This is a genomic window from Marinobacter panjinensis (assembly GCF_005298175.1).
GTDB lineage: Bacteria > Pseudomonadota > Gammaproteobacteria > Pseudomonadales > Oleiphilaceae > Marinobacter > Marinobacter panjinensis.
The window spans coordinates 1,129,777-1,143,442 of sequence record NZ_SZYH01000001.1 but is presented as its reverse complement, the minus strand read 5'-3'; the positions used below and the strand labels follow the sequence as shown (position 1 = coordinate 1,143,442).

Here is a 13,666-nt window from a genome sequence, read left to right as displayed (position 1 = left end):
GGTTAGAGTATTCCGCCTGATACCGAGACCGGAATAGCCCAACAATGTCTGTGTTACCCAACTCCCACGAAGCACTCCTGAAAAACCACGAACACCTGCGCGGCCGTCTGGCAGTGCTTGGCCCTGTCGATATTTCCCTGGTTCCCATCCTTGCACAGTCTGGTCTGGTACTGACTGAGCACTTTGGTCTCTGGCAGCAACTCAATACCATTGATGGCTGGACCGCCGTATTCGGCTATGACGACGCTGCATTGGCCCCGGCCGGCGCTGATACGGTGGTGGTTTTCCTTCCCAAGGCTCGGGCCGAACTGGCACTGCGGCTGGAGCTTGCGCGCTGGCTTGCGGCAAAGGATGCCCGGCTGATTCTTGTGGGTGAAAAAAAGGAAGGCATCTCCGGCGCCGTGAAACAGCTCAAAACCGTGGCGCCCCAGGCCGTCAAGATAGACAGCGCCCGGCATTGCCAGGTCTGGCAGGCTGCTAACCTGGAACCATCGGAAGCGTTCGATGTGCGCCAGTGGCTGGAATGGCACCTGGTTGAATCAGCCGGTATCCACTTCGAGGTGGCCGGATTGCCTGGAATTTTCAGCGCCGGTGAGCTGGACGCCGGTACTACCAGGCTCCTCGACTCACTCTCCGAGTTCCCCCTGAAAGCGGGGCCGGTGCTGGATTTTGCCTGTGGCGCCGGGGTTATCGGTACCTGGCTTCAGCTCTGCCAGCGCAAACAGGGACAGCCAGAAACGCCCGTGGATGGAGTGGATGTGCAGTCCCAGGCTGTGATTTGCGCCCGTTCTACCTATCGGCGCGCCAATGTTAGCGGTGTTATTACCGCCTCGGATGGTTTGGACCGTGTGCAGGGTAAATACGCTGCGGTAGTGAGTAACCCGCCCTTTCACACGGGTATCCGGACAGATACATCGATGACAGAACAGTTTCTGAAGCAGGTGGCAGAGCACCTGGAACCGGGGGGTGAGTTACGGCTGGTGGCCAACAGCTTCCTGCCGTACCAGGAGCTGATTCGCCGCCATGTGGGGCCGGTTAAGGCCATTACCGCCGACAAGCGTTTTACCGTCTGGTCCGCCTGCCGTCGCTGAGCCGCGGGTCCATGTCTGGCTGAGAACGCGACAGATTTCCGGAGCAAAAAAAAGCCCCTGGGGTGAGGGGCAAAAAAGGTTGGCTTCCAAATAAAACGGAGCAACCTGAAATCGTCTGCACAGAGTAGGGTTAATTTCTAGAATAATCAGCCTAGAATGTCCGCAGTTTCAAAATAGAACAACGGAAGCCCGAAATGACAAGTGACGTGCTGGAAGTGAGTGGTCTCTCCCTGCCTCTGAAGCGCCCTGGCGGTGGTCGCTCCCTGCGGGCCTGGGATGCGGCTGATGAGCTGCTGCTGGAGCAGGTCTATGCGCGTTTTACCCCGGAATCCTGTCCCCGCGTACTCATCGTTGACGACCAGTTCGGCGCACTGACGCTCGGGCTGGCGTCATTTACGCCGGTTTCCTTTGCGGACAGCAGTTCGCTGGCGTCTGCACTGATCACCAACACACCCTCCGGACAGGATGTGGCAGCGCCATCAAGCTGGCTGGCGCCACCGGAAGGCCCATTTGATCTGGTGGTGATGCGTATTCCCAGGCAGGTGGACTATCTGATCTGCGTGCTGCGATGGGTGAACGGCGTTCTTGACTCTGACGGGGTGCTCATCGCCGGGGGGATGATCAAGCATCTGCCGGACAGCAGTGCCGGCGTATTCGCGGACCTGGTGCACACCCGGGAAGTATGCCCGGCCCGCAAAAAGGCAAGGGTGATTGTCGCTGCGCCAGGGGATCAGACCCTGAGAAACTGGGATGATTTATGGAAGGGGTACCTGCTACCGGACTCAGAACAAACAATAAGTGCGATGCCCAACGTGTTCGCCAGGGACAAACTGGATATTGGCACCCGGCTGCTTCTGCCGTTGGTTAAACGTGAGGCTGCCGGTCTGCCTGCCGGTGCCAGGGTTCTGGATCTTGCCTGCGGCAATGGTGTGCTGGGCCTGACGGCGCTGGCGGCAAACCCGGAGTTGGCTGTGACCTTTTCAGATGTCTCCAGCCAGGCTGTGGTCAGTGCCCGTGACAATGTTTCAGAGGCCTTCCCCGGGGCCGAGGTTGCATTCCACCATAATGATTGTATTCCTGAAGATGCCGGCCGTTTTGAGCTGGTATTACTGAATCCTCCATTCCACGAAGGCGGTGTGGTCGGGGATCATATTGCGCTGCGGCTGTTCCGGCAGGTCGCCCGCCACCTGGAACCCAGCGGACGAATGCTGATGGTGGGTAATCGTCATCTGGGGTATCACCGCAGCCTCAGGCGTTTTTTTTCAACGGTTCGCCAGCTGGATGCGGACCCGAAATTTGTGGTATTCGAAGCTGGCAATCAGGAGGCCGGTCGGTCGTAGCCCATTCGTGCCAGAGTATCGACGATGGTCTGGGTCTGGCTGTCAATTTCGATGTTTACCCGGTCGCCAACGGAGACGTCACCAAAGGTCGTGGCCCGCAGGGTTTCCGGAATCAGGTACACGTTGAAACGGTTACCCCGAACCTCCCCGATGGTGAGGCTGCATCCGTTAATGGCAATGTAGCCCTTGGGAAAGATGTATCTGGCCCAGGATTCCGGCACTTCGAATTCCAGGGTGCAGTTGTTCTCGGGGCGGTCGATTGCCACGATGTCTGCGGTGGTATGAATGTGTCCGGACAGCAGATGCCCGCCAATTTCGTCGCCGATCCTGGCAGCCCTTTCGAAATTTATCCGGTCCCCGGGTTTCAAGTCCCCCAGGGTGGTTGCCCGCAGAGTCTCCTGCATGGCATCGAAGTATAGCCGGCTGCCTTCCTGCCGGGTGACGGTCAGGCAGGTGCCATTGATAGCGACAGACGCCCCGATCGTAATGCCGTGAACCTGCTCTTCGGGAAAACGGATCGCGAAGCTGCTGAGCCCCGGCTCGGCGGCCAGGTTGTCAATGGTGGCAACACCCTGAACAATACCTGTAAACATTCAGTCCCCTCTAACGACGTTAGTGGCCGGTCCCGGCTACACTGGAAGAAGCAAGGATAGCGATAGCATGGCGACATGCCAAGCCGTGTTTGGCACTACGCCGCCATCCCCTCGGGCTCAAGGATCCTCCGGTGTGGTCGATAGACAATGAAAGCGGGCACAGATAAGAAGCTGTTGGCCCGGGCATCGTTAACGGGTAACCAGTAATGGCAGAGAATCAGAGTACAGTCCGGCAGAGCACCAATCCGGAGGAGCCCCTGCTGCGGAAAGGGCGTCCTGCGGATCCTCAGCCCCCTGCGCCTGAAGGGCGGGATGTGACTGCCGATGCCTCATCCACCGACGCCGTGCCCTCTGAAACTGGCCAGGAGGTCTCCGTACCCGGCCGGAACGACACAGCGGCTGCCACAGGCTCCGGTGAGCTGGAGACGGACAGCGATGATTCCAGGAATATCGAAAAAACCCTGGCAGAATCCCGCCAGCGAAAGCTGAGGCTGATGCTGCGGCAGTGCGACCGGGTGTTACTGCTGGACTTTGAACTGCTGGCATTGCCGGACTGGCCCGACAACTACTCGCTCTCTTCGGCACGGCGGAACCGGGATTTGTGGCTGTTCAGTGCGTTGCTGGCAGCGATTGTCTTTTTAAGTGGTATGACCGGTTTCGTGCCTGCCTGGATTGCTGGCGGTGGATTTGGTGCCTTTGCTGTTATCCTGTTGATGGGGGTGCCGTCAGTTCGTCGTTTGTACACCTCCCGCCCGTCGTACATGGACCTGATCATCCGCCGTCAGCGGCTAATGCGGGACGCACGCAAACACATTGAGCACCTGGAAGGAAAAGAAGGCCTGGTGTGGCAATGTGCCCGCATGGCTGAATTCAATCCGACTCTCAAGGCCACGCGTTTCAGTGAACTCCTGGCACTGTCTGAGCGCCGGGTACTGGCCAGGAATATGACACGCCGGGAACATGTCCGTCTCTATCTGGTGTATATTCTTGAGGCGGAGAAAGCCTACACCCGGGCCCAGCAGGCTTTCTTCGAAGGGCATCAGCAGGCAATCGACAAGGGCTGGGAATCAGTGGCGTCCGAGCCGGAAGCCAGAGCTTGACAAGATTGCCGGTCAAACGTATGTTTCAAACAGACGTTTGCTAGAGGCATTGATAATAAAATGGCGCAGTCTGATACGGTTGACCGGATTCTGGATGCAGCGGAAGAGCTTTTCGCAGAGCGGGGGTTTTCTGAAACCTCCCTGCGGATGATTACCAGTAAGGCTAAGGTAAATCTGGCCGCTGTCAATTATCATTTTGGCTCCAAGAATGCCCTGATTCATGCGGTGTTCGCCCGCTTTCTCACGCCATTTTCGGCGACACTCGAGAACGCCTTTGATGATCTCGAGGCGCGCTGTGATGGCGAACCACCCACGCTGAACCAGACCCTGTGGGCACTGACAGAAAGTGCTGTGCGTATGCCCCAGCGCAATGAGAAGGGCATCTCCATCTTCATGCGCCTGCTTGGCCTGGCCTACACCCAGTCCCAGGGGCATCTCCGCAAATTTCTCGAGCAGGAATACAGCCAGCCATTCAGCCGTTTCATGCGCCTGCTTAAAGAGGCCACGCCGCAGCTGTCGTCTGTGGATCGCTACTGGCGGATTCAGTTCATGCTAGGTGCCACGGCCTTTACCATGTCCAGCAGCGACGCCCTGAGGGATATCCTGCAGAACAAGCTGGGCGTGGAAACCACGGTTCAGGAAATCGCGGCCAGACTGGTGCCATTCCTTGCTGCCGGAATGCAGGCCGAGGACGCCATGCTGTTGCCCCCTGCCCATAAAAGCTCAGTTGCCTGAATTGCCCACTCTCGGTTAGGCTTCCGGTCTGACTCGTCTGCCGGGAGCGCAACGCCGCATGCCAAGTGATTCTGTTTCCCCCCCAGTGCCCGTGAATGTGTCCGGAACAGCGCCGGGAATTGAAATCGACCTGGCCAGACAGACACTGACCCTGTTTCCGGAAGACGCCACCTCTTCAATCTCCTACCCGGTCTCCACAGCACTCAATGGCCCTGGTGAGCGCCATAGCAGCGGCTGTACACCCAGGGGGAGTCATTATGTGCGGGCAATGGTCGGTGGCGGTGTTCCCCTGAATAGTGTTTTTGTCGCCCGCAGGCCGACCGGAGAAGTGTATTCGGCGGACCTTGCCCGACAGTTTCCGGAGCGGGACTGGATACTGTCCCGAATTCTCTGGCTATGTGGCCTGGAATCCGGCAAAAATCGCGGCCCCGGGGTCGATAGTTTTCGTCGCTTCATATACATTCACGGCACACCGGACTCCGAACCCATGGGCGCTCCGCGTTCCCATGGCTGTATCCGCATGCGAAACGCGGACGTCGTCGATTTGTACAGCCGGGTGAGGCCGGGCACAACGGTTTTGATACGATAAGCCCATCCCTGAACTGACGGAACCGAGAGAACCGATGATCGAAGAAACGCCTTCCATAGTGAACAACTGGATTCAGGACTGGAGCCTGCTGTCAGAGAGCTGGCGGGTCGGACTCGTGGTGTTTGCCCTGGTGTTCGGAACCGCTGTGGTTGCCTACATTGCCAGTTTTGTCGTGGGAGCCATCGAGCGGCGTTTCAAGAAAACCGACAACGCCTGGGACGATGCATTGCTGCACGCTGCCAGAAGGCCGGTTGTTGCCTTTGTCTGGTTGCAGGGGGTGTACTGGGCTGCGGAGGTGGCTCACCGCTACTCGGATGCCGAGATATTTTCCGTCAATGACACACTGTTGCAGATTGGTTTCGTCTGGTTGCTGGTGTGGACCCTGTTGAGGTTCATCAAGCAGGGAGAGGAAATACTGACCTCGCCCCTCAAGATGAAAACTCCGATGGACTACACCACGGTTAATGCGGTGAGCAAGCTTTCCCGGGCGGTGGTGATCATTACCGCAGTGCTGATTGCTCTCCAGTCTCTGGGCTACAGCATTTCTGGTGTATTGGCATTCGGTGGTGTCGGCGGTATCGCGGTCGGTTTTGCGGCGAAGGATTTGCTGGCCAATTTTTTTGGCGGATTTATTATCCACCTGGACCGGCCTTTTAAAGTTGGCGACTGGATTCGTTCCCCGGATCGAAATATTGAAGGTACAGTCGAGCACATCGGCTGGCGCCTGACCACGGTCCGCACGTTTGACAAGCGCCCGCTCTATGTTCCGAACGCCGTCTTTACGCAGGTTGCTGTCGAGAACCCGTCCCGCATGTTCAATCGCCGGATTTCAGAGACGATTGGAATCCGCTACGCGGATGTCGGCCAGATGGCCACGATCGTCGCTGACATCCGTAACATGCTGGAAAATCATGAAGATATCGACCATGACCAGACGCTGATTGTCAATTTCCTGGCTTTCAACGCGTCTTCCCTGGACATCATGGTTTACACCTTCACCAAAACCATTCAGTGGGTGCGGTTTCACGAGGTCAAGCAGGACGTGCTGCTGAAAATCAGTGATATTATCGAGGGCTATGGCGCCGAGGTTGCCTTTCCCACCCGTACTCTTCACATGCCGGACGGCGTGCGCGTGGCCAGTAACCAGGCCGGAAAGGGGGACAGTGGTGACGCCTCCAATGCCGAGCCAGGTAGCAGCCGCGCTCCGGTGGACGGCAGTGAAGGTTCGACGGAAACTCAGGGTGACAGCGCCGAGGCAACAGGGAATTGATCATGGGTACAGCGGATAACAACCCCCCGGTTGGCATTATTGGTGGCACCGGCCTTTCAACCCTGTCAGGGCTCGAGATAACCGCCGAGCGTCCCGTGGATACGCCCTGGGGGCAGCCGTCGTCGGCGCTGGTTGAGGGGCGTCTCGGAGATCAGGCGGTGGTCTTTCTGGCCCGCCATGGCAACCCTCATCGCATACCGCCGCACCAGGTCAACTATCGGGCCAACCTGCAGGCACTTTATGATGTGGGTGTTCGCACTGTGGTGGGGGTGAATGCTGTGGGCGGCATTCATCCGGACATGGGGCCGGCGCACATCGTGATCCCTGACCAGATTATCGATTACACCTGGGGCAGGGCGAGCACCTTTTTCGAGGGTGAACTGGATGAAACCACCCATATTGATTTCACCTGGCCTTACACCCGGAAGGCACGTGAGCTGCTGATTGCTGCCGCCCGGGACCAGGGCCTGCCGTTCTCAGATTTCGGCGTTTATGGGGCTACCCAGGGGCCAAGGCTGGAAACAGCCGCTGAGGTGTTGCGCCTGGAGCGTGATGGTTGTGACCTGGTAGGCATGACCGGCATGCCCGAGGCTGCGCTGGCGGCCGAACTGAAGATGAACTACGTCTGCCTGGCGCTGGTGGTGAACCATGCTGCCGGCAAATCGGACCACATCATTACCATGGCGGAAATCGAGGCCGCCATCGACCAGGGCATGTCTGGTATCAAGCGGATCCTCGAAGTGTCAATGAGTGGCCTGGGCGCCCTTACTCCTCAATTTTCTTGAAGAAAACCAATACCCCGATGGTGGGGGAGTCCAGGAAATGGACTTCCTCGCTGCGCATGCGGCGGGTTTCACGAATCCAGGTCAGCAATTCCGCCCTTGGCCGATTGATGCCCGAAATAGCTGCCTGCTCCGGCTGTACTGCCGTTTCGCTGATGCTCTCTATGCCTTCGTCACTGGTCTCGCCGGTATCAGACAACGGCTCCTCTTCCGGGGCGCTCGCCATCACATCGACCGTTTCTTCCGTGCGCGGCATGGGTTGCCAGTGATTGAGATGCACATCAACATGCAGGTAGCGTTGCCGGTCAATGGTGATATGTCCTTCTACGTCGCGTTGCCCCGCCTCCGCCAGCCAGTCTCCGATGGCGACCCGCAGTGGTTCCCCCTCAAAATCGGGGGGGAAAGACTGATACCAGCCGGCTGCCAGAAGTATCCGGTACCGGCCACTGTTTTCCAGTCGGTTGGCGGCTGAGTTGAGGTGGAGTTCGCTGCGCGGAACCAGATCCCGTGTCGTCTCCACTGTGCCATTGCCGTCCACTGCCCGCAGAATTTCGGTGACGTCCGGGTTGGGTGGCTCCGGTATGCGGCTGGCCATTCGTTCGTTGATGGCGCCCGGTTCAACCTTGCGTTCCAGGATAACGAATTCAGCACGATAGTAGTCTTCACGGGCCTCTGCCGAAGCGGCCTGTCCGGAAGTCTGCTGGGCGGACACCAGTGGTGACAGGGCCAGCGCGACCGCAAAAATGAAGGTGGACTTTCCAAGCAATAAGTTACCGGGCGTTCGCAAGGGCTTTGCTCCAATGTTCCTGTTGTTCATCTTGGGCCTCTGGGCCGGGCGCTTCATGAAACCAGCTGGCCCAGCATGTCGGAAATGCCGTCGAGTTTACCACTGGTTGAGGTGTCGTTCAGCCGGAAACGAAAACTGTTGGCCCCTTCAAGGCGATACCGGTCTGGCGAGGATTGCACTTTTTTAACCAGAACCAGCGGATCCACGGGGGTTGAACTGCCAAACTCCAGCCTGGCCCACTCTTTTCCGGCGTCCACTTTCACGATTCCGAGGGCTTCAGCGCGGATCCTCAACTCCGACTGGCGGATCAGGTTCTTGGCCGGCTCCGGTAATAAACCGAAGCGATCGATCATCTCAACCTGAAGTTCTTTTAATCCGTTCTTGTCACTGACGCTGGCAATCCGTTTGTACAGCATCAGCCGATTGTGAACGTCGGGCAGGTAGTCATCGGGAATCAGCGCAGGTATCCGCAGGTTCATTTCGGTGCCATGGCTCAGGGGCAGTTCCGCATTCGGGGTTCTGCCTTCGCGAATGGCCTGCACAGCCTCATCCAATAGCTGCATATACAGCGTAAAGCCGATGCTCTCAATCTGGCCGCTCTGCTCCTCGCCCAGCAGTTCTCCGGCCCCGCGAATTTCCAGATCGTGGGTGGCCAGCATGAACCCGGCGCCCAGGTCCTGCGCTTCCGAGATGGCTTCCAGGCGTTTCTTGGCATCCGCGGTAATGGCTCTGGGCGGAGGCGTCAGCAGATAGGCATAGGCCTGGTGGTGGGAGCGTCCGACACGGCCTCGCAGCTGGTGCAGCTGGGCAAGCCCGAATTTGTCCGCCCGCTCGATAATAATGGTGTTGGCGCTGGGAATGTCGATACCGGTTTCAATGATGGTGGTGCACACCAGGACGTTGAAACGCTTGTGGTAGAAATCCGACATGATCTGTTCCAGGTCACGCTCGCGCATCTGGCCATGGGCAACGCCTACCCGGGCCTCGGGAATCAGTCGTCGTAACTCCTCGGCGGTTTTCTCGATGGTGGCAACATCGTTGTGGAGGAAATACACCTGGCCGCCCCGCAGGATCTCCCGCAGGATGGCTTCCTTGACCATGGCTTCGTCTCGCTGGCGCACGAAGGTCTTCACCGACAGACGCCGGGCCGGCGGGGTGGCAATGATGGACAGGTCCCGCAGATGCCCCATGGCCATGTTCAGCGTTCTGGGAATCGGTGTGGCCGTCAGGTTGAGCATGTCGACTTCGGCCCGTAGCGCTTTCAGGCGTTCTTTCTGCTGTACGCCGAAACGGTGCTCCTCGTCGATGATCACCAGTCCCAGGTTTTTGAACCTGATATCACCCTGAAGCAGTTTGTGGGTGCCGATGACGATGTCGGCCTTGCCGGCTTCGATAGCGGCCAGCGCCTTGCTGGTCTGACTGCCACTGCGGAAGCGGCTGAGCAGTTCCACGCTGACAGCAGTCTCTGAAAAGCGGTCCCGGAATGATTCGTAATGCTGCTGCGCCAGCAGGGTGGTGGGCACCAGCACCGCCACCTGCTTGCCGGACCAGGTGGCCATAAAGGCCGCACGCATGGCGACCTCGGTTTTGCCGAAACCCACGTCCCCGCAGACCAGCCGGTCCATGGGTTTTTCGCTGATCATGTCTTCGAACACCGCTTCGATGGCCGCCTGCTGATCCGGTGTCTCCTCGAAGGGGAAGCCGGCAGCAAAAGCGCGGTAGGCTTCCTTCGGGTCCTCGAAGGAGAAGCCCTTGCGGGCTTCCCGGCGGGCGTAGACGTCCAGCAGCTCGGCCGCGGTGTCGCGGATTTTCTCCAGCGCTTTCTGTTTCGCATTGCTCCAGCGATCCGTGCCCAGTTTGTGCAAGGGGGCGTGATCGGTGTCGGCGCCAGTGTATCGCGAAATCAGGTGAAGGCTGGACACGGGCACGTAGAGTTTCGAGCCGCCGGCGTATTCCAGCATCAGGAATTCACTGGCTTCCCCTTCCACGGTTATGGTTTCCAGGCCCTGGTAGCGGCCAACGCCGTGGTCGATATGCACCACCGGAGCACCAATCCTGAGTTCGGAAAGGTCGCGATAGCCGGAATCATCGGTTTCGGTGGGCTTCTCCCGCCGCCGACGCTGCAATACCCGTTCACCGAACAGGGCCGTTTCTGTCACCAGGGCGACGTGCTGCTGCGGCAGAACCAGCCCGTATTCCATGGGGGCTACGGTAATGCCGAGCGTGTTTTCCGGATCATCTGTGAACGTCCGCCAGCTGTCCAGTGCGGTTAGCTGCAGCCCGTGATCAGCGAGGTTCTCGATCAGGGCCTCGCGGCGACCTGAAGACTCCGCACAGATCAGTATCCGGCCATGGAAATCATTGATGAATCGCTTGAGGCGGGCGGCAGGGTCGGCGGCACGACCATCCATTGAGACGTCGGGCAATACGTCCGTGGGACAATTGACGCCGCCGGCGGATTCCGTGTTTTCCGTGGTGAGCGTTACCCGCGGAAAATGCTTGAGCTGGCCAAACAGTTCGTCTTGCTGCAGGAACAGCTGTGCCGGAGGCAGGATAGGCCGCATCCGGTCATGACGGCGTTCCTCATAGCGGTCACGGGTATCGACGTCGAAATGTTCTGCGGCTTGGTGGAGACCCGCTGCCGTAAACACCAGGGTTTCCCCGGGCAGATAGTCAAACAGGGTTGCGGTCTGCTCGAAAAACAGTGGCAGGTAGTATTCGATCCCCGGCGGGGTAATGCCGTGGGTTACGTCCTGGTAAATCGGTGAGTTCTTGTCGGCATGGGGGAACTGCTCGAACCAGCGGCTGCGAAAATCGGAGCGGGCTTCCTTGTGCCAGGGAAACTCGTTGGCCGGCAACAGTTCTATTTTGTCGATCCGGTCGATGGAGCGCTGGGTTTCCGGATCAAAGGTGCGCAGGGTTTCAATTTCATCGTCGAACAGGTCGATCCGGAAGGGCCGGGTCGCACCCATGGGGAATATGTCCAGAATGGCGCCCCGTACCGCATATTCGCCGTGCTCATAGACATTTTCGGCATGGCGGTAACCTGCGGCTTCCAACTGCAGGCGCCAGGTGTCGATGTCCAGCGACTGTCCCACCTCCAGCAGCAGGGTGTTGCCTTGCAGGTAACTGACCGGCGGCAAACGGTGCATCAGCGTGCGTGCCGGCACCACCAATACGCCATGGCTGGTGGTGGGCAGCCGGTGCAGGGCCCGGATGCGCCGTGAGGTGATGTCCTGGTGCGGCGAAAACAGATCGTATGGCAGGGTTTCCCAGTCCGGCAGGGAAAGTACCTCGAGCCCGTCAGGGGTAATGGCGGCCTGATCCTCGTCCGGTGGCAGGCCGAGATAGAAGCGCATGGCCTGTTCCAGCCGGATGGCTTCATCCGTGCTGCGGGTAATGACCAGTGTAAGCCCTGTGTGGGCCTGCGCGCTCTCACAGATTGCCAGAGCGTCGGCGCTGCCGTGTAACTGGCCCCAGGTTCGATGATCCGCTGCCTTGTGTGGAACGGGGGGAGCCACCAGTACGGCGTGTCTTTCGGAATGGGAGGCACCTTGGCTCATGATCGTTGTGGTTCTCCTGGAAAGTGACGGGCCGGAAAACGGCGAGGCGCGTATTCTACCGGGCAGAGATAGCGCTGTCATGACAACAGCGGCATACTGATACGAGCGGAGTGGGGGTCTGTATTTGCTGTCTGTCCCATTACGTTGGATAATGTGCGCCCAATTTTCCAGGTTCCAACTGCCGAGGTTCAAGCGTGAGTCACGAACAGATCAATCAGCACCTGTCTAACTGGACGGAAAGAGAATCCACCGCGGAAGCCATGATTCCGTTGATTGGCCGTCTCTACCGCAAAAACAATGTGGTGACGTCCGTTTACGGTCGTTCCATTATTAACCAGTCGGTCATCGACATTATTCGAGCGCACCGATTTGTGCGCCAGGTTGAGGATAGTGAGCTGTCTGTCCATAACACCCTGCCTATCCTGCAGGCGATGGACAGTATGGATCTGGGGCGCGGCCATGTGGATATTGGCAAGCTTGCAGTGAAATTCAAGGAGGAGGGTGGTTCTCTCGAGGATTTCCTGAAGCGCGAGATTGGCCCGATCATAGGTCAGTACCAGACCCAGTCGGAAGAGGACGCCGAAAACGACACCAAGGACATTGTGCTTTATGGTTTTGGTCGTATCGGTCGCCTGCTGGCCCGCATCCTGATCGAAAAAGCCGGCGGCGGCAACAACCTTCGACTGCGTGCCATTGTTGTACGCAACGGTGGTGCCGACAATGACCTCGAAAAACGAGCCAGCCTGCTGCGCCGCGATTCGGTTCATGGTCCGTTCAATGGCACCATTAGCGTAGATGAAGAGAACTCGGCGCTGATCGCCAATGGTAACTTCATCAAGGTGATTTATTCCGCGGGCCCGGATCAGGTGGATTACACCCAGTACGGTATCAATAACGCCATTGTGATTGATAACACCGGTATCTGGCGTGATGAGGCCGGCCTTGGCCTGCACCTGAAGTCCAAGGGAGTCAGTCGGGTGATGTTGACCGCGCCCGGTAAGGGCGATATCAAGAACATTGTTCACGGTATCAATAACGACTGGATTACCAATGAGGATCGTATCCTCTCGGCGGCGTCCTGTACCACCAACGCCATCACGCCGGTGCTCAAGGCGATCGTTGATGAGTACGGCATCGAAGATGGTCATGTTGAAACGGTGCATTCCTACACCAACGACCAGAACCTGATCGACAATTACCACAAGGGCAGCCGTCGCGGTCGCAGTGCGCCCCTGAACATGGTAATTACCGAAACAGGTGCCGCCAAGGCCGTTGCCAAGGCGCTGCCGGAGCTCAAAGGCAAATTGTCCGGCAACGCGATTCGTGTACCGACCCCGAACGTATCCATGGCCATTCTCAACCTGAACCTGGCCAAAGAGGTCACGGTTGAAGGGGTCAATGAGTACCTCCGCGACATGGCACTGCACTCCGAGTTGCAGAAGCAGATCGATTTCGTCAACTCGCCGGAAGTGGTCTCTACCGATTTTGTCGGTTCGCGCCACGCCGGTATTGTGGATGCCCAGGCCACCATTGCTAACGGCAAGCGCCTGATTCTCTACGTGTGGTACGACAATGAGGCGGGTTACAGCGCCCAGGTTATCCGTGTGGTTAACCAGATGGCAGGTGTCACCTATCCGATCTTCCCGAAACGGGCCAGGGACTGATAAGCACCTGACAGGATCAGCACAACAGGGAAAACCCCGGCCGTTTTTGCGGTCGGGGTTTCTTTTTGGGTGCCTTTAAACCACTCTGTGTTTACGTTCAGGCACAAAGTCCGCTGGGTTTCTGGTGGAAATAGTATTCCTTAATCTCTATA

At 58.2% G+C, this 13,666-nt stretch carries 11 protein-coding genes; 8 read left to right on the top strand and 3 right to left on the bottom strand.

Features of this window, described 5'->3' with window-relative positions; all coding sequences use genetic code 11:
* Positions 1–44: 44 nt before the first annotated feature.
* Together FDP08_RS05150 and FDP08_RS05145 are read left to right on the top strand one after the other, a co-directional pair.
* Positions 45–1,091, top strand: a complete 1,047-nt coding sequence (locus FDP08_RS05150) for a methyltransferase (RefSeq protein ID WP_137434934.1) — start codon at positions 45–47, stop codon at positions 1,089–1,091.
* Positions 1,092–1,285: 194 nt separating this feature from the next.
* Positions 1,286–2,431 (top strand): class I SAM-dependent methyltransferase, encoded by a 1,146-nt coding sequence (locus FDP08_RS05145; RefSeq protein ID WP_137434933.1) that lies wholly within the window; start codon positions 1,286–1,288, stop codon positions 2,429–2,431.
* On the opposite strand, the gene FDP08_RS05140 is transcribed toward FDP08_RS05145, so the two are convergent.
* On the bottom strand, positions 2,410–3,024 hold the full coding sequence (locus FDP08_RS05140) for a riboflavin synthase subunit alpha (protein WP_137434932.1): 615 nt from the start codon (positions 3,022–3,024) through the stop codon (positions 2,410–2,412). The two genes, FDP08_RS05145 and FDP08_RS05140, sit on opposite strands and share 22 nt — an antisense overlap.
* A gap of 206 nt (positions 3,025–3,230) precedes the next feature.
* Between FDP08_RS05140 and FDP08_RS05135 the strand changes: the two genes are divergently transcribed.
* From FDP08_RS05135 to FDP08_RS05115, 5 genes are read left to right on the top strand one after another with little or no spacing between them, the layout of a single operon-like run.
* A complete protein-coding gene (locus FDP08_RS05135) occupies positions 3,231–4,124 on the top strand; it encodes an MFS transporter (RefSeq protein WP_137434931.1) in 894 nt (297 codons plus the stop codon).
* Between the two features lie 60 nt (positions 4,125–4,184).
* Positions 4,185–4,859, top strand: coding sequence for a TetR/AcrR family transcriptional regulator (locus FDP08_RS05130; RefSeq protein WP_137434930.1), 675 nt, complete (start codon positions 4,185–4,187; stop codon positions 4,857–4,859).
* 58 nt (positions 4,860–4,917) lie between these two features.
* Positions 4,918–5,448 carry a L,D-transpeptidase gene (locus FDP08_RS05125; protein WP_137434929.1) on the top strand — a complete coding sequence of 177 codons (531 nt, stop codon included), beginning with the start codon at positions 4,918–4,920 and terminating at the stop codon, positions 5,446–5,448.
* Positions 5,449–5,482: 34 nt separating this feature from the next.
* Positions 5,483–6,718, top strand: a complete 1,236-nt coding sequence (locus FDP08_RS05120; RefSeq protein WP_137434928.1) for a mechanosensitive ion channel family protein — start codon at positions 5,483–5,485, stop codon at positions 6,716–6,718.
* 2 nt (positions 6,719–6,720) lie between these two features.
* A complete protein-coding gene (locus FDP08_RS05115) occupies positions 6,721–7,503 on the top strand; it encodes an S-methyl-5'-thioinosine phosphorylase (protein WP_137434927.1) in 783 nt (260 codons plus the stop codon).
* On the opposite strand, the gene FDP08_RS05110 is transcribed toward FDP08_RS05115, so the two are convergent.
* On the bottom strand, positions 7,484–8,317 hold the full coding sequence (locus tag FDP08_RS05110) for a CsiV family protein (RefSeq protein ID WP_137434926.1): 834 nt from the start codon (positions 8,315–8,317) through the stop codon (positions 7,484–7,486). The genes FDP08_RS05115 and FDP08_RS05110 overlap by 20 nt on opposite strands.
* Before the next feature lie 23 nt (positions 8,318–8,340).
* Positions 8,341–11,850 (bottom strand): transcription-repair coupling factor, encoded by a 3,510-nt coding sequence (mfd, locus tag FDP08_RS05105; RefSeq protein ID WP_137434925.1) that lies wholly within the window; start codon positions 11,848–11,850, stop codon positions 8,341–8,343.
* A gap of 260 nt (positions 11,851–12,110) precedes the next feature.
* On the opposite strand from mfd, the gene FDP08_RS05100 reads away from it, so the two are divergent.
* Entirely contained in the window at positions 12,111–13,514 is a 1,404-nt protein-coding gene (locus tag FDP08_RS05100) for a glyceraldehyde-3-phosphate dehydrogenase (RefSeq protein ID WP_427901851.1), read from the top strand.
* Positions 13,515–13,666 lie beyond the last annotated feature (152 nt).